This is a genomic window from Rhizobium acidisoli, from assembly GCF_002531755.2.
GTDB classification, from domain to species: domain Bacteria; phylum Pseudomonadota; class Alphaproteobacteria; order Rhizobiales; family Rhizobiaceae; genus Rhizobium; species Rhizobium acidisoli.
Genome location: NZ_CP034998.1, coordinates 272,771 through 295,986 on the forward strand (window position 1 = coordinate 272,771; position 23,216 = coordinate 295,986).

The 23,216-nt window shown below is 60.4% G+C and carries 21 protein-coding genes; 10 read left to right on the forward strand and 11 right to left on the reverse strand.

What is annotated here, in order from left to right; genetic code table 11:
• Positions 1-16 precede the first annotated feature (16 nt).
• The 4 genes from CO657_RS01395 to CO657_RS01415 all read left to right on the forward strand — a co-directional run bounded on the left by CO657_RS01395 (position 17) and on the right by CO657_RS01415 (position 4,231).
• Positions 17-1,171 carry a Gfo/Idh/MocA family protein gene (locus CO657_RS01395; protein ID WP_054183752.1) on the forward strand — a complete coding sequence of 385 codons (1,155 nt, stop codon included), beginning with the start codon at positions 17-19 and terminating at the stop codon, positions 1,169-1,171.
• Positions 1,172-1,250: 79 nt separating this feature from the next.
• The gene (locus tag CO657_RS01405) at positions 1,251-2,303 is read left to right on the forward strand and encodes a carbohydrate kinase family protein (RefSeq protein WP_054183751.1); all 1,053 of its coding nucleotides are present in this window, start codon (positions 1,251-1,253) and stop codon (positions 2,301-2,303) included.
• 69 nt (positions 2,304-2,372) lie between these two features.
• Positions 2,373-3,164 carry an L-iditol 2-dehydrogenase gene (locus tag CO657_RS01410; protein ID WP_054183750.1) on the forward strand — a complete coding sequence of 264 codons (792 nt, stop codon included), beginning with the start codon at positions 2,373-2,375 and terminating at the stop codon, positions 3,162-3,164.
• Between the two features lie 56 nt (positions 3,165-3,220).
• Positions 3,221-4,231 (forward strand): zinc-dependent alcohol dehydrogenase family protein, encoded by a 1,011-nt coding sequence (locus tag CO657_RS01415; protein ID WP_054183749.1) that lies wholly within the window; start codon positions 3,221-3,223, stop codon positions 4,229-4,231.
• Positions 4,232-4,337: 106 nt separating this feature from the next.
• Here the strand turns inward: CO657_RS01415 and CO657_RS01420 are convergent, their stop codons facing one another.
• Positions 4,338-5,366 carry a LacI family DNA-binding transcriptional regulator gene (locus CO657_RS01420; RefSeq protein WP_054183748.1) on the reverse strand — a complete coding sequence of 343 codons (1,029 nt, stop codon included), beginning with the start codon at positions 5,364-5,366 and terminating at the stop codon, positions 4,338-4,340.
• 144 nt (positions 5,367-5,510) lie between these two features.
• Here CO657_RS01420 and CO657_RS01425 point away from each other — a divergent pair, with 144 nt between their 5' ends.
• Positions 5,511-6,161 (forward strand): esterase/lipase family protein, encoded by a 651-nt coding sequence (locus CO657_RS01425; RefSeq protein WP_054183747.1) that lies wholly within the window; start codon positions 5,511-5,513, stop codon positions 6,159-6,161.
• Positions 6,162-6,213: 52 nt separating this feature from the next.
• Here CO657_RS01425 and CO657_RS01430 read toward each other — a convergent pair whose 3' ends face one another.
• Positions 6,214-8,058, reverse strand: coding sequence for an acyltransferase family protein (locus CO657_RS01430; protein ID WP_054183746.1), 1,845 nt, complete (start codon positions 8,056-8,058; stop codon positions 6,214-6,216).
• A gap of 589 nt (positions 8,059-8,647) precedes the next feature.
• Here CO657_RS01430 and CO657_RS01435 point away from each other — a divergent pair.
• Positions 8,648-9,793, forward strand: a complete 1,146-nt coding sequence (locus CO657_RS01435; protein ID WP_054183745.1) for a right-handed parallel beta-helix repeat-containing protein — start codon at positions 8,648-8,650, stop codon at positions 9,791-9,793.
• Positions 9,794-9,894: 101 nt separating this feature from the next.
• On the opposite strand, the gene CO657_RS01440 is transcribed toward CO657_RS01435, so the two are convergent.
• Positions 9,895-11,229 carry an O-antigen ligase family protein gene (locus CO657_RS01440; protein WP_037073316.1) on the reverse strand — a complete coding sequence of 445 codons (1,335 nt, stop codon included), beginning with the start codon at positions 11,227-11,229 and terminating at the stop codon, positions 9,895-9,897.
• Between the two features lie 452 nt (positions 11,230-11,681).
• On the opposite strand from CO657_RS01440, the gene ku (CO657_RS01445) reads away from it, so the two are divergent.
• The gene (ku, locus tag CO657_RS01445; protein WP_054183744.1) at positions 11,682-12,485 is read left to right on the forward strand and encodes a non-homologous end joining protein Ku; all 804 of its coding nucleotides are present in this window, start codon (positions 11,682-11,684) and stop codon (positions 12,483-12,485) included.
• 27 nt (positions 12,486-12,512) lie between these two features.
• Here the strand turns inward: ku (CO657_RS01445) and ku (CO657_RS01450) are convergent, their stop codons facing one another.
• The 3 genes from ku (CO657_RS01450) to CO657_RS01460 are packed head-to-tail and all read right to left on the reverse strand — an operon-like array spanning position 12,513 to position 13,894.
• Positions 12,513-13,367, reverse strand: coding sequence for a non-homologous end joining protein Ku (gene ku, locus CO657_RS01450; RefSeq protein WP_054183743.1), 855 nt, complete (start codon positions 13,365-13,367; stop codon positions 12,513-12,515).
• 18 nt (positions 13,368-13,385) lie between these two features.
• Complete coding sequence (locus CO657_RS01455; RefSeq protein WP_003570400.1) at positions 13,386-13,619, reverse strand: DUF2188 domain-containing protein; 234 nt, start codon at positions 13,617-13,619, stop codon at positions 13,386-13,388.
• A 14-nt stretch (positions 13,620-13,633) separates the two neighbouring features.
• On the reverse strand, positions 13,634-13,894 hold the full coding sequence (locus CO657_RS01460) for a hypothetical protein (RefSeq protein WP_054183742.1): 261 nt from the start codon (positions 13,892-13,894) through the stop codon (positions 13,634-13,636).
• Between the two features lie 145 nt (positions 13,895-14,039).
• Between CO657_RS01460 and CO657_RS01465 the strand changes: the two genes are divergently transcribed.
• From CO657_RS01465 to CO657_RS01475, 3 genes are all read left to right on the forward strand, one after another.
• A complete protein-coding gene (locus CO657_RS01465; protein ID WP_054183741.1) occupies positions 14,040-14,468 on the forward strand; it encodes an OsmC family protein in 429 nt (142 codons plus the stop codon).
• A gap of 213 nt (positions 14,469-14,681) precedes the next feature.
• Positions 14,682-16,118 (forward strand): FAD/NAD(P)-binding protein, encoded by a 1,437-nt coding sequence (locus CO657_RS01470; RefSeq protein WP_054183805.1) that lies wholly within the window; start codon positions 14,682-14,684, stop codon positions 16,116-16,118.
• A 109-nt stretch (positions 16,119-16,227) separates the two neighbouring features.
• Complete coding sequence (locus tag CO657_RS01475) at positions 16,228-17,121, forward strand: DMT family transporter (protein ID WP_003588612.1); 894 nt, start codon at positions 16,228-16,230, stop codon at positions 17,119-17,121.
• Positions 17,122-17,228: 107 nt separating this feature from the next.
• Here CO657_RS01475 and CO657_RS01485 read toward each other — a convergent pair whose 3' ends face one another.
• From CO657_RS01485 to CO657_RS36570, 5 genes are read right to left on the reverse strand one after another with little or no spacing between them, the layout of a single operon-like run.
• A complete protein-coding gene (locus tag CO657_RS01485; RefSeq protein WP_197283897.1) occupies positions 17,229-18,848 on the reverse strand; it encodes a VOC family protein in 1,620 nt (539 codons plus the stop codon).
• A gap of 21 nt (positions 18,849-18,869) precedes the next feature.
• Positions 18,870-20,465, reverse strand: a complete 1,596-nt coding sequence (locus CO657_RS01490) for a response regulator (RefSeq protein WP_054183740.1) — start codon at positions 20,463-20,465, stop codon at positions 18,870-18,872.
• A 4-nt stretch (positions 20,466-20,469) separates the two neighbouring features.
• Positions 20,470-20,895, reverse strand: a complete 426-nt coding sequence (locus tag CO657_RS01495) for a response regulator (protein WP_003584210.1) — start codon at positions 20,893-20,895, stop codon at positions 20,470-20,472.
• The gene (locus CO657_RS01500; protein ID WP_054183739.1) at positions 20,882-23,023 is read right to left on the reverse strand and encodes a sensor histidine kinase; all 2,142 of its coding nucleotides are present in this window, start codon (positions 23,021-23,023) and stop codon (positions 20,882-20,884) included. The genes CO657_RS01495 and CO657_RS01500 overlap by 14 nt, the downstream gene beginning before the upstream one ends.
• Positions 23,013-23,189 carry a hypothetical protein gene (locus CO657_RS36570; RefSeq protein WP_156339786.1) on the reverse strand — a complete coding sequence of 59 codons (177 nt, stop codon included), beginning with the start codon at positions 23,187-23,189 and terminating at the stop codon, positions 23,013-23,015. The genes CO657_RS01500 and CO657_RS36570 overlap by 11 nt, the downstream gene beginning before the upstream one ends.
• Positions 23,190-23,216 lie beyond the last annotated feature (27 nt).

The following is a 23,216-nucleotide window of genomic DNA, read 5'->3' on the forward strand; positions in this document are numbered from 1 at the left end:
TCTGGGAGGACATGTCATGACGAAAATATTCCGCTTCGGCGTCATCGGCTGCGGTCTGATGGGGCGCGAATTCGCCAGCGCCGCAGCGCGCTGGCTGCATCTGGCCGATGTGAAGGCGCGGCCGGAAATCGTCGCCGTCTGCGATACCAATGCGACGCTGCTCGACTGGTTCAGGGATCATGTGCCGACGGTTCGCCAGTTCACCGCCGACTATAAGGAGCTTCTCGCCAATCCCGACGTCGATGCGGTCTATTGCGCTGTGCCGCATGTGCTGCACCAGCAATTCTATATCGACGTGCTGAAGGCCGGAAAGCATCTTCTCGGCGAAAAGCCATTCGGTATGGACGCGGCCCAGAACCGGGCGATCATGGCCGTTCTCGCCGAGCACCCCAAACTCATGGTCCGCTGCTCGTCGGAAATGCCGTTCTTCCCCGGTGCCCAGAAGGTTATCGCGCTGGCAAAAAGCGGCGAAATGGGCGAGATCCTCGAAGTCGAGGCAGGCTTCCTGCACTCGTCGGATATCGACCGGCAAAAGCCGATCAACTGGAAGCGCATGGCCGAGATTAACGGCGACTACGGCTGCATGGGTGATCTCGGCATGCATGTGCTGCACGTGCCGCTGCGTCTCGGCTGGCGCCCGTCGACCCTGCATGCGCAATTGGTCAAAAAGGTCACCGAACGTCCTGACGGCAAGGGCGGCATGCTGCCCTGCACCACCTGGGACAATGCGACGATCAGCAGCCGCGTGCGCACCGGGGATCAGGATTTCCCGATGATGCTGAAAACCTGGCGCATCGCGCCCGGCGAATCCAACACCTGGTACATCAGGGTCCTGGGCATGAAGAAAAGCGCATTCTTCAGCACGAAGTCGCCGCGTCAGTGGCAGTGGATGGATTATAATGGCGGCGCGCAGGCTTGGAGCACCGAGGATCTCGGCTACACCTCGCTGTTTCCCGCCATCACCGGCAAGATCTTCGAATTCGGTTTTGCCGACGCCATCCAGCAGATGTGGGCGGCCTTCGTCGATGAGCTTGCCGGAGGCGATGCGAACGGGTTCGGCTGCGCGACGCCGGCGGAGGCAGAGGCGCATCATGCTGTGCTGACAGCGGCCCTGAAATCCGGTCGCGAGGATGTCGTGGTCCCGGTCGACTATGACGGGGCGTCCGTCTGATGGAGCCGATCGGCCGCTTTGCCGCAATCAAGGAAGACGAGCCGCCGTTCCGGCCCTTGCGGAACGAAGGAGGCCGTTGATGCGAACCGGGGAGGAGGCTCACCATCACGGCGCTCCGAAACAGGGCGGCATCGTTTGCGCCGGCAATTTCATTGTCGATCGCGTCCACACCCTGTCCTATTGGCCCGAACAGGGCAATCTCGCCCATATCCTGCACCAGGATCTGGGCGTCGGGGGCGGAGCCGCCAATGTCGTCACGGATCTCGCCTCGCTCGGATTTCCCGGAAGGCTGGCGGCGGCGGGATGCATCGGCGCCGATCAGGACGGAGAGATCGTCAAGGCCCGGCTTGCGGCGGCGGGCGTCAATATCGGTGGTCTCACCGCGCTCGCCGACCGGATGACGGCGCACACGCATGTCATGAACGTGCCCGGCCAGAACCGCACCTTCTTCTACCATGGCGGCGCCAGCGATGCCGTCACGGACAAGCTCATCTCACCCGCGACCTTCGCCGAGGCCGGATATCGGCTGTTCTATCTCGGCTATCTCATGCTGTTGCCGGGCCTCGACCGAATAGGGGCCGACGGTTCGTCGGGAGCCTCGCGCCTGCTAGAAGCCGCGCGCCGCGCCGGGCTGACGACCTGCGTGGATTTCGTCTCCAGCGAAGACCCGGAATTTGCGGCCAAGGTCGGCGTCGCTCTGCCCTTCTGCGATTTCCTGATCATCAACGAGATGGAGGCGGGCCGGGCAACCGGCGTTGTCGTTCGCGATGCGAAGGGAGATCTGATCGAGGCGGAGCTTTTGAAGGCCGGCGAGCGGCTGCTGGCCGCAGGCGTCGCCAAGGGGGCGATCATCCACGCGCCGGAGATCTGCTTCTGGTTTGCATCAGGCGCAGCCCCGATCATGACGCGTTCGCGCCCCGTCGATCCCGATGACATCGTCAGCACTGTCGGCGCCGGCGACGCCTTCTGTGCCGCCGTGCTCTACGGCCTGCATGAGAACTGGCCTGTCGAGCAGATCTGCACTGTGGCCCATGCCGCGGCTGCGTATTGCCTGACGGGCGCGACGGCTACCGACGGTATCCCCGACATGTCGATCCTCCTTCGGGAGGCGAAGGAGACGAACCCCGCCTAGCCGATGCCAGGCAGTCAATAGGGAGGAGCACATGAAGCTATTCACGATGGCAGCCGGGGAGGCAGCGCGATGACAGATACGGAAACGGGGCGGCGGCTCTCCGGCAAGGTGGCATTGGTCACGGGAGGAGCAAGCGGCATCGGCAAGGCGGTATGCCAACGCTTCGCCGCCGAAGGCGCCAAGGTTGTCGTCGCCGACCTCGACGCTGGCAAATGCGTGGCAGTGGCGGAAGCGATCGGCGCTGACGCCTGGGGTGTCGCGCTCGATGTGACCCGCCAGGACAGCATCGAAGAAGCCGTGCGCTTTTCCATCGCCGCCGCCGGCAAGATCGACATTCTGGTCAACGCCGCCGGCATTTACGAGGTCGAGTCGATTCTGGAAATATCCGGGGAACGGACGGCGAAGGTGTTTCAGGTCAATATCGAAGGCCTGATCTTCATGACGCAGGCCGTTGCCCGGCACATGGTGGAGAGAGGGGCCGCTGGACGCATCATCAACTTCTCCTCCCAGGCCGGGCGCCGGGGCGAAGGACCGGCCGTGGCTTACTGCGCCTCCAAGGCGGCGGTCATCAGCATCACGCAAAGCTGCGCCCTCGAGCTGATCCGCTACGGGATCAACGTCAACGCCATCGCTCCCGGCGTCGTCGATACGCCGATGTGGGATGTCGTCGATGCAAAACTCGGCAGCCGGGAAGGGTTGCAACCCGGCGAGGTGAAGGCGCGTGTGGCCGCCGCCGTCCCGGCCGGGCGATTCGGCGCCGCTGAGGAACAAGCCGCCATGGCGGCCTTCCTGGCCGGCCCCGATGCAGCATACATCGTGGCGCAGTGCTACAATGTCGATGGCGGCAATGTCATGAGCTGAGCGCTTCGCTTCATCGGCAGGAATAGGCAATCGAGCTTGAGGTCTGGAGGAGTGGAATGAGAGCTGTACGCTTGGAGTCGATCGGGTCTTTGACCATGCGCCGCGTTGGGAAACCGGTTGCAGGTCCTGGCGAGCTGCTTGTCCGGGTCGCCGCCGCCGGCATCTGCGGCTCCGATCGCCACATGTACAAGGGCGAATATCCGACGTCCATCCCCGTCACCATGGGCCACGAATTTTCCGGCATCGTCGAAGAGATCGGCGACGGTGTCGCCCGCTTTGCCGGCGGTGAGCTGGTGACGGTCGACCCGAATATCGCCTGCGGCACCTGTCCGGCTTGCACACGGGCGCGGCCGAATCTATGCGAGCGCCTGACCGCCATCGGCGTGACGCGCGACGGCGGCTTTGCCGAATATGTGGCGGTGCCGCAGGCGCAGGCATTCCTGCTGCCGGCCGGCCTCAATCCCGTTCACGGCGCCTTCTCCGAACCGCTGGCCTGCTGTATCCACGCCATCGACAAGGCAGGAATCCGTCCGGGCGACGGCGTCGCGATCCTCGGCGGCGGCGTGATCGGCCTGCTGATGGTGCAGCTGGCCCGCCTGGCCGGGGCAGGCAAGGTCATCTTGATCACGCGCCAGCAATCGAGACGCCAAACCGCACTGCATCTGGGGGCCACGCACGCCTTCGACCCGACCTCGTCGGACACGGTCGCTTCGGTTCGGGAGGTTACCAAAGGCGGCGCCGACGTGGTCATCGAGTGCGCCGGCGTCAGCGAGACGCTTCAAAGCGGGTTGAGGATGGCGCGGCGCGGCGGCACCTTCGTGCTTTTCGGGGTCACGCCGGCGGGTGTCGAGGTCCCCGTTTTGCCCTTCGATCTGCTGGTCAACGAAGTCGACATCAGGCCGGCCTACCTCAACCCCTTCACCCATTCGCGCGCTGCGGCAATGGTCGCAAGCGGAGCATTGGAACTGGACGCATTGGTCACCAGAACCATAGGTCTCGAAGAGGTCGCCGACGTGGTGGGCAACGCGCCATTGCCAGGCGAGATCAAGGTCATCGTCCGGCCTTAGAGCATGATGCCGAAAAGTGTGAGCGGTTTTCTCAAGACATCATGCTCTAACTCTATAATTTAGAACAGGATGATTTTAGGCCAACCGGGCCTAAAATCATCCTGTTCTAGAGCATGGTGCTGCGGACGGGGCCGGTGGAATCGCGCGTAATCAGCGTGACCGGCACTTTGACGATCGCAGCCGCTCGAGATCCGTCTCCTGTTTGCTGGTCCTCGATCAGCGTTTCCAGCAGCCGCGCTGCCTGCTGCCCGACATTGCGGATCGGCTGTGCGACCGTTGTCAGTCGTGGGAAGACGTAGGCCGCCTCCGGCAGGTCGTCGAAGCCCACGACCGAATAATCGTTCGGAACCGAAAATCCGCGATCCTGGACGGCATGGATTGCCGCAATCGCCGAAACGTCGGTGGTGCCGATGATCGCGGTGATTTCAGGCCGAGACGCCAGCAATTCGCGCGCCAGCCGGTAGGTCTCGGCAAAGCTGTGCTCTTCCGCCATCGCCACGACGGCAGGCGTGATGCCGTCTTTCGCCATTTCCGCCGTGATGCCCTGGAGCCGGAGCTGGATCGGCTGGCTGTGTGCCGGCGCCCCGACGATGGCGATCGCCCGGTGGCCGAGGCCGATCAGATGGCGCGCCATCAGCCGTCCGCCTTCTTCGTGATCGGCCATCACAGCGTCGTCGGCGATGCCGCTCAGCTCGCGGTCGATGGCGATGATCGGAATACCGGCATCCCGCAGCACCCCGAAATGCTCGATGCTGCCGAAGGCGCTTGCGACGATGACGCCGTCGACGCGCTGGGCAAGCAGCATGGAAATATAGCGCGCCTCGTGATCCATATTTTCCGCCGTGCTGCAGATCAGCGTCTGATAGCCGTGCTGAAACAGTTCCTGCTCGATGGCATGGGCAAGGATACCGAAGAACGGCACGTCAATCGACGGCAGCATCAGCCCGATCATCCGGCTTGGTGCACCGCGCAGCATACGGGCACCCTTGCTGGGTGTGTAGTTCAGTGTCCGGATCGCCGCCTCGACGCGGTGCCGGAGCTCAGGCGAGGCGTAGCCGCTGTTGTTGAGCACACGCGAGACCGAAGAGACCGACGTTCCTGCGAGCTTGGCGATATGTCTGATGCTGGTCGTCACAGGCCGGCATTTCTCTCTTTTGCAGCACCGAGCGTCCATGCATAAAGGACGCCACAGCAGTTTGAATGCTGCACAACTTATCCCTAAATCGATTCCGCTCTAAGCAATTCCTACGCCACAACCAAGCCATTTCATGGACACCTGATGAGCGACACGGTCATCCTTTTTCACGGCATTGCCCGGACGAAGAAAAGCATGGGGAAGCTCGCGGCCTTCCTGTCCGGCAAGGGATATCGGGTTGTGAATGTCGGTTACCCCTCCACCAGGTTTTCGATCGGCGACCTCGTCGACATCGTTCGGCCGCAGATCGACGCGGCTGCGAAGGAGGCAGGCGACGGCCATGTGCATTTCATCGGTTATTCGATGGGTGGGCTGCTTATCCGTGCTTTTCTCAGGAACCATCGCCCGTCGAATCTGGGAAGAGTGGTCATGGTCGGAACGCCGAACAATGGCAGTGAGATTGCCGATTTCCTCAAGACCTGGCCGCTCTACAGGAAATTCTATGGACCGGCAGGGCAGCAATTGATTACCGATCAAACCGCAATGACCAAGCTGTTCGGCACTGTCGATTACGAACTTGGCATCATCGCTGGGAACCGGACCATCGACCCGGTCTCTTCCCTGATCATCGGCCTCAGAATTCCGAATGATGGAAAGGTGTCGGTGGAGAGTACCCGTCTCGACGGCGCTGCGGCGCATATCGTCATTCCCGCCAACCACACTTTCTTGCCGGTCAACAAGACCATGTGGAGGCAAGCCCTGTCGTTTCTGCAGGATGGGCGGTTCGCAAGCTGAACACTGACAGCTGCCTCATCGACAGTTTCAAAACGCGCAGCGTGGGAGGACCTCACCGTTGAACGGTGAGGTCCTGTTTGACCTTTGAAATCAACAGGCGGGAGCCGTCAGCGGTGAAGTGCCCGTAGTCGAATTGCACCGGGTCCCCGCTTTTTGTCCACACGATACAGTCGGGGTTGCACATGGTCTTATAGGTGGAGATGTACATTGCTCCGCTTCCGGCCAATGCGTCGTGAATCTCCACACCGATGCGCTGCCGAGGCGCCAAATGGTCGGCGGCATGAAATGGCTGCTTCTCATAGAGACTGTGAGCCAGCAGCCGCGGCAACGAAGATTTATATTCTGCCACTGGTCCGAAGACGACGATCTTTTTGGCAAAGGGGGACAGGTAGTCCACCGTCTTTCTGATGAGTTTGACGTCATCTTCCGTCCAGCGTCCGGCCAACACGAGAACATCGACCTTGTGGCTCGGCAAAAACTCTTTGAAGACGTAGTTCATGAGCTCCAGGCAGCGCTCTTCGCCTTCGGCTTCAAGAGTAGGGCGGCATCCTGATGCGTTGGCTTGAAGGACGTTTGTCCCCGGCAGCGTCTTCAAGCCGGGATATAGGTGCGCAGCGTGACTATCACCGATGAGCGCTATGTTTTGCTGATTATTTGAGAGAACCAGGCAGGTGTCGCGATCGTATTTTTCGATGCCGTCGTTTGACGTGAGGAAGCATTTTCCACTGCGGAAGGCTTTCGAGGGGTCGTAATCGGCAAATTCCGCCACCCGCTCAACGAGCTTGTTGTCGTCCTTCATTTGATCGGCGGCGAGCTGCCCGACGAATGCCAGCATTGCTACTGAGGCAATTGAGGCAGCCCCGGCGGCTACGGACACCAGAGGCCGGTATCGCATCGTTCGGAAGGGCGTTTCGATAAATCGCCACGAGAAATATGCGACGACAAAACTCAAAGCGACGGGCACCAATTGCCAGCCATGCTCCCACGCCCCGTACTGGTTCGAAAACACCCAGATCGGCCAATGCCACAGATAAAGGGAATACGAGATCAAACCTATCGAGGTGGCGACCCGCAATGATAGAAGCCTGCTGACCAGCGTGCCTGGACCCGCCCAGATGATCAGAGCCGTCCCTGCCGTCGCGGGCAAGGCCATCAACCCGGGAAACTCAGAGGTTTTCGACAATAGCAGTGCGCTGAAGCCGATCGCCAAGGCGCCGATTGCCGAAAGCGCATTGTTGATCCGCATATCGGCAAATTTCGTCAATGCCGGTGCTGCGATGAGGGAGCCTACCAGCAGCTCCCACGCGCGATATTGCACGAGATAGAAAGCTGCAGAGCGGTTGATTGGAACAGCGATAATGGAAGCAATGATGCTGGCTGCGAAAAGTCCCGCTATGGCTATCCCGGTCGCCCTGCGCCCATACCGGCTCGCTGCCATGACGATCAGCGGAAAAATGACGTAGAACTGCTCTTCGACCGACAACGACCATGTGTGCAGGACCGGATTGAATTCCGCGGAATCATCGAAATATCCGGTCGTCAAATAGAAGTAGGCATTGGACGCAAAGAGCGCGGACGACGTCACAGACTTGAAGACCCTCAGGCTTTCGTCAGGCAGCATCGTAAAATACGAAACCGCCATCACGACAGCGTACATGGCTATGACTGCGGGAAGAATTCGTTTCGCTCGACGGCTATAGAAATTGCCGATCGAAAATCGGCCATCGCTCGCTTCGGCGAGGATTATTTTTGTAATCAGGAAGCCCGATATCACGAAAAAAATGTCCACCCCGATAAATCCGCCGGGGAGAATGCGATCAAATCCGCAGTGATAAAGAATCACAAAAATGACGGCTACGGCTCGCAGGCCGTCGATATCTTGACGATGCGTAATCATTGTCGGCCTCGGTGTTTGGCCTCCCGGGATTTCGTAACGTGAGACCGTTCAATATGCAACCAGAGTCATGGTAAAATGAAACAACTCGCCCTATAGGCGCTTTCGGCTCAGAGATAGAGGCCCAGCGAGCGAGCGCAAGGTCATCTAGGTTTTCGAGATAGTTTTTATTTTACCACTGGTCCGATGGCGCCGACGAGGAGAAGAGTGACGTCCATCAGCTCAACAGTGATTGACTAAACAGCTGCTTTTCAACGGTCCCCAACTCAGGCCACAGAAGAAGACTGACGGGCGATTAAAATGGGCTGCTGAAACGCAGCGGCGGCGTTGCCAGAATGCCATGCAGGAAAAATCGGGCGAACATGTGACGAGCCCGGTGCCGACCGATCCTGGACCCGAGATGCGATGCGGCTTCAACGCACTGCAAGGGCATCGGTTGGTCGAAGGCGACAATCGGGGCGGACTGTCTCTATTGGGCTATTCGCATAGATTTATCAGCGGCCGTTCAGGTTAAGATAATTTTCAGATATTCAAACATCCGCCACACCGCCGCTCACTATTGAGAGCGACAACCGTATCGAAGGACGATCTGATGCCCGCCATCTTGCGAAAGAAAATTCATGGAGCATCCACACGGGGGCAGGTCATCGACGGTGCTGAGGATATCGGCGTCGCTTATCAGGTCTTTTCCGACACCGTGGTCGAAGACGTGGTGGTCAAGAATTCTCCGCGCGGCTTCAAATTTCACAATGGCAAGAATCTTGTCGTAAGGCGCTGCGAAACAGAAAATGTGAATGGCGACGGCATTTACCTTACGATGACGTCGAATGTTTTGCTGGAAAACAACCGCGTCGGCGCAGCGCCCGGCCAGGGAGCGGATTGTTGCCAATTCGCCTACGAAAACAAAGATAGCTATATAAGTTCCAATGTCGTGGTCCGGGGCAACCTTTTTCTACAAAGGCCGACCAGCACCTCGAACAAGGGGGCGCTGGTTTGCGGCAGGACCCGAAACTACCTGGTTGAATATAATTTCATCGGCGGGAAAAATTTTTCTTTTTCATCGATCGGCGACGATGCGGTCGTGCGCAGTAATATCATGCGCGATGGCAGGATGAACGATTATTCCTTCGGCTATGGAGTTGGCGATCAAGTCAGCCATGGCGGCCACCATGTTTATGACAACAGGATCGAGAACAGCAATCGCGGCGTGAGTTTGAGCGGTTATTCCGATCAGAATCTGGCATTCCGCAAAGATATGAATATCCACGATAACGTCATCAGCGAATGTGACATCGCTTTTTTCGCCAATCGACCATGGTCCGGAAGCTTTCGGCGCAACATATTCCTGCGCTGCAAGCAGGGCATTCTGCTGAAGGGAAACGGGGAGGCGACTGCGGGGGACGTTGACGGCAACTATGTCAATGACGGCAGCTTTCTGAACGTCACTCCGCCGCCGCTTCGCGTCAAGCCCGACGGAAAGGCTTCCGTTTCTTCAGGTGAATGGACATCCGAGCCCGACGAAATCCGCATCCAGTGGCGTAACAAGGGGATCGATATACCGGGCGCCAACCGGCCATCTATAACGGTCGAAGCCGGCATGGAATTGTCATGCGTCTTGCTCGCCCGCAAGGAGCAGAATTGGATGTTGGCGATCGCTGAGACTGCTTATGACGATTTCACGCCGCGCGCGTGGCAGGAAAACATGCTGCCCTGGCAGAAGCGGTATTTCTCGATTTGAACGGCTGCTCGCATGCCCATCTGGCGGCCGACGATATTGACCGATGCAACAAGAACGACGGAATGAGGCGCTCTACCGCCAGCCGTCGAACACACCTTTCCTCAAGGCTGGCGTTGATTCCGGTTTGTTCGCAACCTGGGACGCAGTTCCGAGAGTGCGATGACCATATGTGGCCAGCAAATGAAAGGTGCCAGCATCATGCCTGCCTCGGTCATGGCTCCAAGCATGATGAGGATGATGATAACAATCTCCTTTCGCCTGGCGCCGGATTCTGCCGGATCGGGGTCGACGATTGTCATCTTCCGGAACACGCGGGTCAGCGCAAACAACGTCCATGCTGTAACGCCTGGAATGCCGATATTGAGCGCTAGCTCAAGATAGGTGTTATGGGTCGATCGTGCATCGAAGGTAACCTTGACGTACTCTTCCATGACATCGGGCTGACGAAACATCGCAAACCCATAACCTGTTAGGGGCCTATCCCAGATCAATGGCAATAGCTGTTCCCAGATATTGGTGCGACCGGAGAAAGTAATATCTTTGCCGAATGCTTCTGCAACCGCTGAAGCCACGCCGAGGTAAACGAAGCTGGCGCCGAACCCGATGATCACGAACAACAGGAAAACGACGAAGGAACGAAAAAGACGGTTCGGGTAAATGTGAATAACGCGAATGCCATACAGCATCATGCTGCCGAACATCGTCAAGACGACAGCCGTCGAGGACTTCGTTGCCACAATCAAGGCGAGGAGACAAAGCATTGCAGCCCAGCGTACCAGGGTACTGTAACGAAGCCGGCCGAGTTTCTCCGTCGAGAGCAGGCAGACAAAACTGATCGAGGAAAACTGCCCCAACGTGTTCTTATGATAAAATGCGCCTTTGACCATGCCCGCATAGCTGCCGCGCATGATGGCGAATTGTGGGAAAGCTGCCGTGTAGAGAACGTTGATGAATGCGGCGGCAATCGCAAAACGCCCGAGGACTCGGAAGGCTTCGACATTGCCGTAGCGCGCGCGGTACAGAAGAGGCGGGATGGCGAGAACGATGACCGCAGCCAATCCCTTTAAGGATGCGGTCTTGTCGATGGAGAAGACGATCGATGTCAGGCACGAAATGCCGACAACCACGATGAACGGCGAAAACCTTGAAAAGACCCGTAGGAACTGTTTCTGTTCCAACAGAAAATATAATCCTGACAAAGGGATAAGGCCATAGAGCAGTATTTTCATCGGCAGCGGGTCGACCGCGGCGCCGTCGTCGAAGTTTGCAGGCAGGCCGTACCACATGCCCGTTGCCCGCCATAGAGACGCGTAAAATGCTATCGTAAGGACCAGCTTTGCCAGCACATCGCGCCGGACGCGCCACCGAGGCACAGACTGCCGGTGGTAGCCCGCCGGATAGTGGTGTCTTGCCAAAGCTGCATTTTCTATCGTCATCAAAGGCTCATATAAATCAATCTGCAGAACCTCGGCTGTTCGCCACGATCAAGGCGATGCCGGTATTCGATTGAACGGAGACGGGAACTGATCTGCGCATCCTCGGCTTCCGCTCGCGAAGAACGAATTCGTTTTTGGCGGTTTCGATAACGTCGTCCTAGTTTCCCAAACTGCCCGTTTCGGTGGGCGATTTGGCCAGGGCAATTTGACCAGTGGCCCCAAGCTTCTTGAGGCGGCACGTCTCACTTCGCCATGCGGCGCGACTTTAAGCGAACTCATTCCGCGAATCCAGCCGATATAATCATGTCATCATGTCGCGCCGTTAACCGTCCGATCGACTCTGGACTATTGGCACTACCCAGGCGATTTTACGGCGAACCCAATTTTCGGAACCAAACACCGCATCCGCCGTTGATTGCCATGCCCAACCATGTCCGGGAGGCAGGACAGACATGGCACGTCAGACATTCTGGAAAGGCTACCTCAAGCTCTCGCTGGTGACGGCCGCCGTCTCGCTGACGCCGGCGACGACCGAAAGCAACAAGGTGCGCTTCCACGTTCTCAATCGCCAGACCAGGAACCGCGTCGAAAGCCGCTATGTCGACAGCGTCACCCACAAGCCGGTCGCCGACAGGGATCAGGTGAAAGGATATCCACGCGGCGAGGACGACTATGTTCTGCTCGAAGACGAGGAGATTGAGGAGGTCGGGCTCGAAAGCACGCGCACCATCGATATCGACAGCTTCGTGCCGCGCGGCTCGATCGACTGGATCTGGTACGACAAGCCGCATTTTCTGGCGCCCGAGGATAAGGTCGGGGTTGAAGCCTTCTGCGTCATCCGTGAGGCGATGAAGGCAAACGACGTGGTCGGCATCGCCCGCCTAGTGCTTTATCGTCGCGAGCGCGCCGTGCTCCTGGAACCGCAGGGCAAGGGCATCATTCTCTGGACCCTGCGTTATGGCGACGAGGTGCGTGAACCTGTGGCCGAACTCGACAGCAAGGCCGAGATCGACAGCAAGCTTTTGACATTGATGAAACAGCTGGTGAAGGAAGAGACCAAGGATTGGAGCCCGGCCATGGTACAGGATCCGATCCAGAAGCGCCTGAAGTCGATGATCCGCGGCAAGCAGAAGAGCCTGAAGAAGGCCGCGCCCGCGAAAAAGCCCGCACCGGTGAAATCGACCGGCAACGTCATCAACATCATGGATGCGCTGAAGAAGAGCCTTGCCGCGGATGACGGGCGCAAACCGCATTAGCGAAAACGATAGATCTCAAAAGCTAGCTCAGCTCGCCTTCTTGGTTCCGCGGCTGTCGCTGCGTGCCGGCGCCTTTTTAGCCGGCGCCTTCTTTGCTGTAGCCTTGCCGCCCACCCCAGCGCTTTGCCGCAGCGCCTCCATCAGGTCGACGACCTTGCGTTCTGGCGGCTGTTTCTTCTTTGGCGGTGCCCGGCCCTCGATTTTCGCCTTCACCAACTCGACAAGGGCAGCCTCGTAACGATCCTCATATTCGCTCGGCTCGAAGCTGCCTTGCTTGGTCTTGAGGATATGGCCTGCGAGTTCGAGCATCTCCTTGTCGAATTTAATGTCGGGAATGTCGTCGAAGACGCTTTCGGCCGAGCGCACCTCGTAGTCGAAGTTCAGCATGGTCGCGACGATGTGGTCACCTTGCGGGCGGATCAGCAGCGTCCGGTTGCGTCGGAAAAGCACGGCTTCGGCAAGTGCTGCGACCTTGCCGTCAAGCATGCTCCTGGCAATCAGCGCCAGCGCCTCTTCATCATGTTCGTCCACGGGCGCGAGATAGTACGGACGGTCGAAATAGAGCTTGTCGATGCCGTCATAGGCGATGAAAGCCTTGATATTCAGCACCTTGTCGCTTTCCGGCATGAGTGCGGCGATCTCGTCGCCCTCGATGACGATGTAATCGCCATTCTCCAGCTGGTAGCCCTTGACCTGGTCGTCCCGCTCGACCGGTTTGCCGGTCTCGCTGTCGATGAATTGCCGCTCTACCCGGTGACCGGTCCTGCGATTGATGATGTTGAAGGAGACGCGGTCGGAGGAGGAGATGGCGGTGTAAAGCCCGACGGCGCAGGCAAGGTCGCCTACCTTCAGATGACCTTTCCAGCTTGCCCGCGCGGCCATTCCATCCTCCGTCGCAAATCAGAGCCGACTGTTGCTCTTGTCGGTTTCGAGTTCCTGAAAGGCCCAGCCGCGGCCGTCGGGCGCGGGATAGGCGAGCAGCGCATCGCCATCGCCGATCTTCTGGCGCGACGCGGCGTCCCTGGCGTGAACGATCGCTTCATCGGCCGTGGCATAGGTTTCAGAAAGCGTATCGCCGAGTTTGTAGGCCCAGCCATTGTCATGCGGCACGACCTGATAGGTAATATCGGCCATTTCGGATCTCCTCTTTAGTTCCGATTTGGTTTGCGCCGCTCGTCGAGGGCGATGATCTTCTCCACGGAGGCGATATCCTCGCTGGTGACGACAGGCACCGGATCGGCTGCAATCGCCTCCAGCACCTCCCGTGAGACGGCGCCGTTGCGGATCGCCCATTCCAGCGTCTCGCGCGTTTCGCGCTCGGCCTTCAGCTGCGAATAAAGCGCGACGATCAGCCGATCGCGGGCGTCCATTTGCCGGCCCTGGCGATCCATGCTGCGGACATCAGGCATCGCAATCCACCTTTGTCACTGATTTCGTTCAGGTGTAATCAACTGATGACGGATGGAAAGGTTCCGAAACCGATGCGTGGCACTTGCCTCTTGCGGCGCCGGGCGGCGATTGCCATCTGCAGAATGTTCGTCAAAGGAATTCATCATGGTCGATCTCAAGGCCCGTCCCCGCCCGACCGGCGCCACCGCCGCTCTCGGCCGCACCGGTTTTCCGCATGTCACCTCCGCCACCAAGGGCGAGATCGATATCGTCACTTCGCCGTCGCAGCCGGGCTTCAATCCGCTCGACCTGCTCTATGCCTCGCTCTCGGCCTGCCTCGTGCTCAGCGCCCGCATGGCCGCCAGCCAGATGGGCGTTCTCGACAAGATCAGCGACATCACCGCCGAGGTCACCGGCGAGAAGGCGACGGAAGGCCTTTCGCGTGTTGCGAGGTTCAATATCGCCTTCTCGATCAAAGGCGATATCGATGCGGAGACCCGGCAGAAAATCGTCCATGCGGCCGAAGACGAGATCTGCACGGTGAGCAATACGATCCGCGGCAATCCCGATTTTTCGACGACGATATCGGCATAGAGCATGATGCCGAAAAGTGTGAGCGGTTTTCGGACGACATCATGCTCTAACTCTTTAAGGTAGAACAGGATTCAGATTTTAGGCCGACCGGGCCTAAAATCATCCTGTTCTAGGCTCGATCTATATAATATTTATAGACAATTGCCGGCAGAGGATTGCGCGGCCCATGCCCGGCTTCTATGCTTGGGCATCGAAAGCGATGATACGGCCACCATGCAGTCCAAGCCTTTCCCGAAATCCGAACGGACTGTCGTCGCCATCATCGGCGGCGGCGTCTCCGGCGCCGGCGTCGCCTATCATCTCGCCCGGGCGGATTGCGGCGAAGCTCCCGTTATCCTGGTCTTCGAGCCGCGCGCCGAACTCGGCCGCGGCCTTGCCTATGACACGGATGATCCGGCGCACCGCATCAATGTCCCGGCCGCCAAGATGAGCCTGCAGCCGGACGATCTGGGCGAATTCCAGGCCTGGATCGAAGCCCGCGATGCCGTTGCCGGCGACAGCAAGGCCAACCAGCCCGATGGCTCGCTTTTCCCGCGGCGCCAGTTGTTCGGCGAATATGTCGCCTCGCTGCTGAAACCAATGCTGGAAGACGGACGCGTGCGTCATTGCCGTGTCGCGGTGACCGGCGTCGAGCGCCGTGCCGGCCGCTGGACGATCGGCGACGACAAGGGCGGCGTGACGGAGGCCGATATGGTCGTGATCGCCACCAGCCATCCGGCGCCCGCGGCGCCCGGCCGGCTGGCGAGCCGGCTCGCGGCCCATCCGCGTTTCATCGCCGATACCACCAAACCAGGCGCGCTCGAGGTCATCCGCCCGCATGACCGGGTGCTGGTCATCGGCAACGGCCTGACGGCGGCCGATGTCATCGCCTCGCTTGCCGAGCGCGGACATGAGGGTCCGGTGATGGCGATCTCGCGCCGTGGCCTGCGTTCGCGCGGGCATGCGCCGGTGCCGCAGCCGCTCTTCGGCGATTTCCTGGCCGATGCGGGCCATTCCGCCGGCTCGCTGCTGGCAAGGATCCGCATCGCCATCGATGCGGCAAAAGCGGAGGGGATCAGCTGGCACGGCGTGATCGATCAGGTGCGGGCGCAGGGATATGATCTCTGGCAGGCGCTGCCGGTTGCCGAACGCCGCCGCCTTGTCCGCCATCTGCGTCCCTATTGGGACGTGCACCGGTTCCGCATCGCCCCGCAGGTCGAGGCCGTGCTCGACGCGGCGATTGCTGCCGGCCGGCTCGAGATCCTTGCCGGCTCCGTCGTCGATGCGCGGATCGAGGGCGAGTTCATCCTGTGCACCCTGCAGCCGCGTCATCAGCGCCAGCCGCTGGAGCGGAGTTATGACGCCGTCATCGTCACCACCGGCCCGGCCCATGGCGGCATTCTCGAAACCCAGCCCTGGCTTGCGGCGCTTGCGGCAAACGGCCATTTGTCGCTCGATCCCACCGGCCTCGGCCTTGCCTGCACCGGGCATTCGGAGGCGATCGGCCCGTCAGGAGAGGCGGATCCGTCGCTGTTGATCTCCGGCCCGCTGGCGCGCGGCACCTTCGGCGAGCTGATGGGCCTGCCGCAGGTGACCGAGCATGCCTTCTTCATCGCGAACGAGATTGCCGGAAAGCTGCGGACAGACGCGGCAAACACGCATCCGGTCTGATTTTGCATTCGTATGTCGCTTGGCGGCTGTCGTTCATGATCGACTTCTGATACTCACGGCGGCCAACATCCCATCGCCCTGCTTCCGGGCGACCAGAAGTATCGAGATCATGTCGCAGGCTGCCTCCACCCTTTCCGAAGCCTCGCCTTCCAATCGGCTCGCCCTTGCAGCCCTCATTCTCGGCGGGGCGGCGATCGGCGGCTCGCCGATTTTCGTACGGCTCTCCGAGGTCGGGCCGATGGCGACGGCCTTCTGGCGCGTGGCGCTGGCACTGATCCCGATCTTCATCGTCTCGCTGATGAAGAAGCATGCAGGCCCGAAGCCGCAAAGCCTTTCCGATTACGGCATGCTGATCCTGCCGGGCGTCATGCTGTCGCTCGATCTCGCCGCCTGGCACCTTTCGCTCACCATGACCTCGGTTGCCAATGCGACGCTGCTGGCCAACCTCGCACCGGTCTTCGTCACGGTGATCGCCTTTGTCTTTTTCCGGGCAAGGACGAGCGGCGTCTTCCTGCTCGGACTGGTCCTGGCGCTGGCGGGCGTCGTCATTCTGAAGGGCGGACCGGCAGCCATCGGCAATGGCGACCTCGGCGGTGACGGTATCGCGATGATCGCCGCCTTCTTCTATGCCTGCTATATCCTGGCGATCGGCAGGCTGCGCAGCCGGTTCGATACGATCCGCATCATGCTGTGGAGCACGGCATCGGCTGCCGTCTTCATCTTCCCGATTGCTCTCATTCATGAGGGCCATATGCTGCCGGCAAGCCTCTATGGCTGGTCGATCCTCTTCGGTCTTGCCTTTATCAGCCATGCCGGCGGGCAGGTGGCGATCACCTATGCGCTGGCCTATCTGCCGCCGGCTTTCTCCTCGCTGACGCTGCTGCTGCAGCCGGTCGTCGCGGCAATCCTTGCCTGGGCGCTACTGAATGAGGCGATTGGAACCATGCAGGCGCTTGGCGGCGCCGTCGTGCTTGCCGGAATCATGGTCGCCCGCCGAGGCTGATCGTTAAAGCGCGTCGCGTCAAACTTGATTCATGCGACGCGCTTTCGCTTTTTGTTTTTACGCATGTCGTTGCCGCAAAACCGCGGCACACTTTTGCGCGACATGCTTTAGCGGTTTTCCTGCAGCAGCCATTTCTGGATGATCGGCACATCGGCATCGCCGAGATCATGGCCGCCGGGAATGACGTCGGAATCGACCGTGGCGCCCGAACTCTTCAGCCGGTCTTCCAGCTCGCTTGCATATTTGCCGTAGGCATCCGTCTTGCCGCTGATGACGAGCAGGTCGGTGCCTTTTAGATCGGCATGCGGATAGTCGCTGAGCACCGGCATGGAGCGGAGCAGCACCGCCTTGTGGACCAGGTTCGGGTGCAGGTAGAGCAGCGAGTTCAACAGATTGGCGCCGTTGGAGTAGCCGACATAGACGACCTTCTGGGGATCGAGCCCGTAGGATTTGACAGCACCCTCGATGAAGGCCGCGAAAGCCTCCGCCTCGGTCTTGATGTCATTCTGGTCGAAGGAGAAGGGGGTGATGCGCTTGTACCAGCGCGGAAACCCTTCCTCCGTCGCCCGCCCGCGCACGCCGAGCAGTGTCGCCCGCGGTGCCGCCTTGTTGAGCAGCGGCATCAACGTCGTCTCGTTGCCGCCGGAGCCGTGCAGCAGCACGAAGACGCTGCCGTCGGGATCCGGCGGCGTGTAGAAGCGATGGACGAAAGGCAGCTCGCGGTAATTAATGCGCGGCTGGCCGGGCATTGCAAACTGCGGCAGCACGACCTTCAGATCATGGAGATTTGTGATCGCTTCGGGCGGCGCAAACAGCTTCGTCCCAAGAGCGGCCTGCTCTTCATCCACGATCATGCCCGGCTTGTCGGTCGCAAGCTCTATCAGCGTGCCGCCGGGCTCGCGGGCATAGAGCGAGCGGAAATATTTACGGTCGTGCAGGTTGGTCGGCGATGCGTCGGTGGCTTCCAGGGCCTTGCGGACGGAATGCAGTGACTCATCGTCGGCAGCGCGGAAGGCGACGTGATCGATGGTCCCGGTGCCCGGCGCGCCAGCCCAGAAGCCGCGGGCATCGCGCACGTCGATGACGTCGCCGGACTGCGAAACCAGCCTGTCGATCGAGCCGCGATTGGCCTGGAAGCGGTAACCAAAATGGCTCTCGATAAAGCTGCGGCTCTCAGCCGGCTTCTCCGTCAGCATGGTCGCACCGCGCACGCGCTGGATGGCGTGCTCGGCGGGGATCGAGGCGCCGTGCCAGGCCGCCGGCGATACCAGGTCCTTTGCGCCGGCGAGCTTGAGGATGATGTTGTCGGGATCCTTCAGCCGGAGCACGGGCTCGCCGAATTCATCGGCCGGTCCTTCCGAGCGCAGGCCGAAACTCATGGCGCGCGTCAGCCAGTAGCCGATGCTGGCGGGGTCGATCGACAGTGATATTTCGCTGATCTGGCCGTAGCCGGCCCGGCCGGGCGCACCGTCTTCCCAGGCGAGGAAGGTAAGCAGCGAACCCGGTGTCCCCACAGCATCGCCGTAGAACAGATGGAGTTGCGTCGCGTCCTCGTAGCCGGCCGTCTGCTTGACCAGCCGCAGGCCGAGAAAACCTGCGTAAAAGTCCACGTTCGCCTGCACCTTTCGGGTGACGGCCGTGACGTGATGTATGCCTGATACCATCGGAAGCAGTCCTGATTGAAGCGGTGTCGTCAGGAGCGCGAGTATGAAAGCTGCGAAGGTCATACCGTTGCCAATGACCATCGCTTAGTTTTGTTCCGCACAAAGCGCAAGCGAATCGCCGCGCTGCAGCAATTCCAGATGATCGACATATTCGAGCGCCTCTTCGAGTTGCTGCAGGGTCGGCGGCTTGACCATATAGGCGCGCGCACCGAGATTTCTGGCCCGTTGCCGGTCGGTCTCATCGCTTGAGGTGCTGAGAATGCAGACGGGAATCTGGTTGAGGCGGACATCGGTGGAAAGCGCACGCAGTACCTCGAAGCCGTCCATGATCGGCATGTTGATATCGAGCAGCATCAGGTCGATCTGCGGCAGATCGGCAATACCGGCGCGTTCATCGAGCAGCCGCATCGCCTCGCGGCCGTTGGTGGCGACATGCAGGTTGAAATTCACCTTCTCCCGCCGCATCAGCTTGATCTTCAGGAGCTGGATATCGGCCGGGCTGTCCTCCACCAGCAGCACCTCGGCGAGCCTGCCTTCACCTTCGCCCGGCTGCTCCGCCGGCTTGCCGCTGTGCGGGATGGCCGCTGCAGCGGGCGGCTCGGGCCTCGTCTCGGCGAGCGGCACGTCGAGAACGAAAGTGGCGCCCGGGCCGTCCTCCGCCTCGCACCAGATCGAGCCGCCATGCAGCTGCGCGATGCGGCGGCAGATGGCAAGGCCGAGCCCTGTGCCCTCAATGCCGCGGCCGACGAGTCGCTTGAACGGTTGAAAGATCAGTTCGCGATGCTGAGGATCGATGCCGGGCCCGTTGTCGCGGACGGTAAGGCGGCAGAAATCGCCATGGGCTTCGCCTGAGATCGTGACCTCCGGAACCTTCTGCTCGCAATAGCGGATGGCATTCGACACGAGGTTCTGCAGGAGCTGAGTCAGCAGCGTCGCATCGCCCATGACCTCCGGCAGCGTGCCCCGGATGATGATCGCGCCGCGGCTTTCGGTCTGCTGGCGCAGATTGTCCTCCACCTGGTCGAGTACGGCAGAAAGCGAAACCGGCGTGAGCTCCGGCCCGCCGGAGGCTTCGAGCCTGGTGAAGCCCGAGACCTTGACGATCAGGTCTTCCATATGGTCGGCGGCACTCAGCACATAATCGAGCAGTTCCCGGTCGTCGGCCGGAAGCGCTGCAGAACCGTGGAGGATGCGGCTGAAGGATTTGATCGTCCTGAGCGGCTCCTTCAGATCATGGGCCATGGCGCGTGTGAAGATTTCGAGCGATTGCCGCTTCTGCTCCAGCTGCGCTTCCAGCATGCCGTGCATGATGGCGTTCTGGATGCAGCGATGCAGGGTTTCGGGCGACAGCGAATCCTTGGTCAGATAGTCGCGCGCGCCGCTCTTCATCACCTCGACGGCGACGGTCTCGCTGCCCTGGCCGGTCAGCATGATGACGTTGGCGGCGGGATCGTTCTCCAGAATATCGGCAAGAACGCCGAGCCCGTTGCGGCCCGGCAGCGAATAGTCGAGCAGGATGCAGTTCGGCCGCTTCCGGCCGTTCAGCGCAAGGCCCTCTTCGCCCGTCTCCGCCTCCAGGACGCTATAGGCGGTGCTGGAGACGCGGCCCAATATGCGGCGATAGACCTCGCGATCGTCAATATTGTCGTCGATGATGAGAATGCTGCACTCTTCCGCCAATCTGTCAGTCCTCGAGCGGCAGGATGGCGATTTCGAACCAGTATTCCTTCAGCCGCTGGATCGCCGCAAACAGCCCGTCGAGATCGACCGGCTTCTGCACATAGGTATTGGCGCCGAGCGCATAGCACCCTTCGATATCCCGCTCGTCGTCGGACGTGGTGAGGATCACCACCGGGATCTTGCGCCAGCCGGCGTTCGATTTGATCGCCTCCAGCGTTTTGCGGCCGTCAAGCCCCGGCATGTTGAGATCGAGCAGGATCAGCCCCGGTTTCGGCACCATCACGGCCAGCATGTCGAGCGCTTCCTGCCCCGAGGCGGCCCAGCGGATCGAGTTGCGCAGGTTGGTGCGTTTGAAGGCGCGCATCGTCGCTTCGAAATCGTCTTCGCTGTCCTCGACGATCAGGATCGGTTGCGTGTCACGCTGCTGCATTCTGCCCCTCGCGCTTTTTTCCCAGAGTGAAGTAGAATGTGGTGCCGGTGCCGACTTCGGATTCCAGCCAGATATCGCCATTGTGCCGGGCGATGATCTTGCGGACGAAGGTGAGGCCTGCTCCGGTGCCGTCGTCGGAATCCTGCGATTTTTCCAGCCGTTTGAAAATGCGGAAAATGTCCTCATGGAATTCCTGGGGTATGCCCTTGCCGTTATCCCGGACGAAAAACACGTTGCGGGCAATCGTGCCGTCCTGGCCGACGAACCGATCGAGATAGCCGATCGACACCAGCGGCGCCGGTTTGTCGTTGTATTTGATCGCATTGGTGATGAGATTGCGGAATACCTCGGTCAGCCGCGGCGCGTCGCAGACCACATCCGGCAACTGGCCGTCGATGATGACCTTGGCATGGCGTTCCTCGAGCAGCAGTTCCATGGTCGCGACGACATCCTTGACGATCAGGCCGATGTCGCTGCGTTTGACCGCCAGCTGCTGCCGACCGAGCCGGGAGAAATACAGCAGGTCGTTGACGAGTTTTTCCATGCGCTGGCTGAGGCGCACCAGCCGGTTCAGCCGGCGCACGCCGTCGTCGTCGAGCTTGTCTTCGTAGTCCTCCAGCAGGAATCGGGAGTGGTTGTGCAGGCCGCGCAGCGGTTCCTTGAGATCATGCGAGGCGATATAGGCGAATTCGTCGAGGTCGTGATTGCTGCGCTCGAGTTCGGCCGTATAGGCCTCGAGCTGGGCAAGCGTCGTTTTCATCCGCTCTTCCTGTCGGGCGCGCTCGCTGATATCGCGCACGATGCCGACGAAGATCTTCGCATCGCCGGTGGAAACGGCGCTGATGGAAACGTCGATCGGAAAGACGATGCCGTTCCTGCGGCGCCCGGAGACCATGCGCGTCGTGCCGATGATGCGCTCCTCACCGGTCTTCCGGTAATGGGCGAGATAGCCGTCGTGCTCGGAATGATAGGGTTCGGGCATCAGCATCTTGATATTCCGGCCGATCGTCTCCTGCGGGGTGTAACCGAACATGCTTTCAGCCGCCGGGTTGAAGCTCCTGATCGTTCCACTCTCGTCGATGACGATGACGGCATCGGGCGTCCCGCGCACCAGCGCGCCGAAACGGACGCGCTCGGTTTCGAGGTTATGATTGTTGCGCATGAAATAAAAGACGAGGATGGCGATCAGCCAGAGCGTCGCAGCCGTAATCGTGCGGTTGGCGATCTCCTGCCAGAATGCCGCCTCGTCGTGCCTGACGGCGAAGAAGCCGAGCATCAACAGCACGGTGCAGGCAAACGCGAAGAAAAGCGGCGCATTCCTGTTGCCGAACCACAGCGCCGTCAGCACCAGCGGCACATAGAGAATGCCGTTGGCAACGCCGAGCGGCGTATAGAGATCGACGAGGAGGCCGGTGAAGCAGACCGCCGCCGGGATCCAGAGCGGAATCTGTGCCCGGTTTGCCGGCTGCATCCACCAGGAGCGCGCGAGCAGGCCTGAGCCGAAGATCACCATGCCGACCGCCGTATGCAGCGCCATCGCCGCATAGGGCCCCCAGCGGTAACCCTGTTCGGCATCGGTGACATAGCTGGCGAGCGCGATCATGCCGAGGGTGATGACGATGTAGCTCGTCAGCTCCTGCACCACCTGGCTTCTCCTCTCGACGTAGAGAGAGAACAGCAGCGAAAGATTGGCGATCAGGAAGACCAGCGCCGTGTTCGGGCCCATGCCGCCGCCGATCTGCGCGATGAAATCGGGCGGAATGACGAAGCGGGTGATCAGCAGGTCGATATTGTGGAACGTCCGGCCGATGGTTACGATTTCCAAGAGCCGGGCCGCGGCGATCGCCGCCGCAATCCCTGTCATGACCGTTGCGGCAACCAGAAAACGACGGGCTGCCAGCGTCGAGGCGGCAAGCCCCAGGCCGGACAGCACGAAGCAGAGCGCGGTGTTGAAGGCCATCGACGGAAAGCCGGGAACCAGCGAAATGATCACCTGGATCTGCAATAGCCAGCCGGCAAGGGCGCTCATTCCGAGAAGGAACATCAGGCAGCCGACCGCAATCGCAAAGCCACGGTAGCGCTGCCGCTGCCGCTGGTCCTGCAGGTCCACGTTGCCACTATCCTGCACCCGTCATGTCCTCCTCGGTTCGCGCGGCCATTTTTTCCGAAATCGAGGAATACTCAATAGGCAGGGGAGAACGGCGCTGCGCTTTTTCCGAAATGATTTTTCGACAAGAAGGATCGAATTTTCGCGAAATCGCGATATCGTGACGTCGAAGGACAGCAAGGTTCATCGAACAATATCCAAATCATGGTGCTGA

Coding starts and splice junctions, on each gene's coding strand:
- CO657_RS01475 (WP_003588612.1), top strand. CDS start 16,228: ATGTCGCAGGCTGCCTCCACCCTTTCCGAAGCCTCGCCTTCCAATCGG.
- CO657_RS01395 (WP_054183752.1), top strand. CDS start 17: ATGACGAAAATATTCCGCTTCGGCGTCATCGGCTGCGGTCTGATGGGG.
- CO657_RS01455 (WP_003570400.1), bottom strand. CDS start 13,619: ATGGCCGATATTACCTATCAGGTCGTGCCGCATGACAATGGCTGGGCC.
- CO657_RS36570 (WP_156339786.1), bottom strand. CDS start 23,189: ATGAACCTTGCTGTCCTTCGACGTCACGATATCGCGATTTCGCGAAAA.
- CO657_RS01460 (WP_054183742.1), bottom strand. CDS start 13,894: ATGCCTGATGTCCGCAGCATGGATCGCCAGGGCCGGCAAATGGACGCC.
- CO657_RS01425 (WP_054183747.1), top strand. CDS start 5,511: ATGAGCGACACGGTCATCCTTTTTCACGGCATTGCCCGGACGAAGAAA.
- CO657_RS01410 (WP_054183750.1), top strand. CDS start 2,373: ATGACAGATACGGAAACGGGGCGGCGGCTCTCCGGCAAGGTGGCATTG.
- ku (WP_054183743.1), bottom strand. CDS start 13,367: ATGGCCGCGCGGGCAAGCTGGAAAGGTCATCTGAAGGTAGGCGACCTT.
- CO657_RS01470 (WP_054183805.1), top strand. CDS start 14,682: ATGCAGTCCAAGCCTTTCCCGAAATCCGAACGGACTGTCGTCGCCATC.
- CO657_RS01435 (WP_054183745.1), top strand. CDS start 8,648: ATGCCCGCCATCTTGCGAAAGAAAATTCATGGAGCATCCACACGGGGG.
- CO657_RS01485 (WP_197283897.1), bottom strand. CDS start 18,848: ATGACCTTCGCAGCTTTCATACTCGCGCTCCTGACGACACCGCTTCAA.
- CO657_RS01430 (WP_054183746.1), bottom strand. CDS start 8,058: ATGATTACGCATCGTCAAGATATCGACGGCCTGCGAGCCGTAGCCGTC.
- CO657_RS01495 (WP_003584210.1), bottom strand. CDS start 20,895: ATGCAGCAGCGTGACACGCAACCGATCCTGATCGTCGAGGACAGCGAA.
- CO657_RS01415 (WP_054183749.1), top strand. CDS start 3,221: ATGAGAGCTGTACGCTTGGAGTCGATCGGGTCTTTGACCATGCGCCGC.
- CO657_RS01440 (WP_037073316.1), bottom strand. CDS start 11,229: ATGACGATAGAAAATGCAGCTTTGGCAAGACACCACTATCCGGCGGGC.
- ku (WP_054183744.1), top strand. CDS start 11,682: ATGGCACGTCAGACATTCTGGAAAGGCTACCTCAAGCTCTCGCTGGTG.
- CO657_RS01405 (WP_054183751.1), top strand. CDS start 1,251: ATGCGAACCGGGGAGGAGGCTCACCATCACGGCGCTCCGAAACAGGGC.
- CO657_RS01465 (WP_054183741.1), top strand. CDS start 14,040: ATGGTCGATCTCAAGGCCCGTCCCCGCCCGACCGGCGCCACCGCCGCT.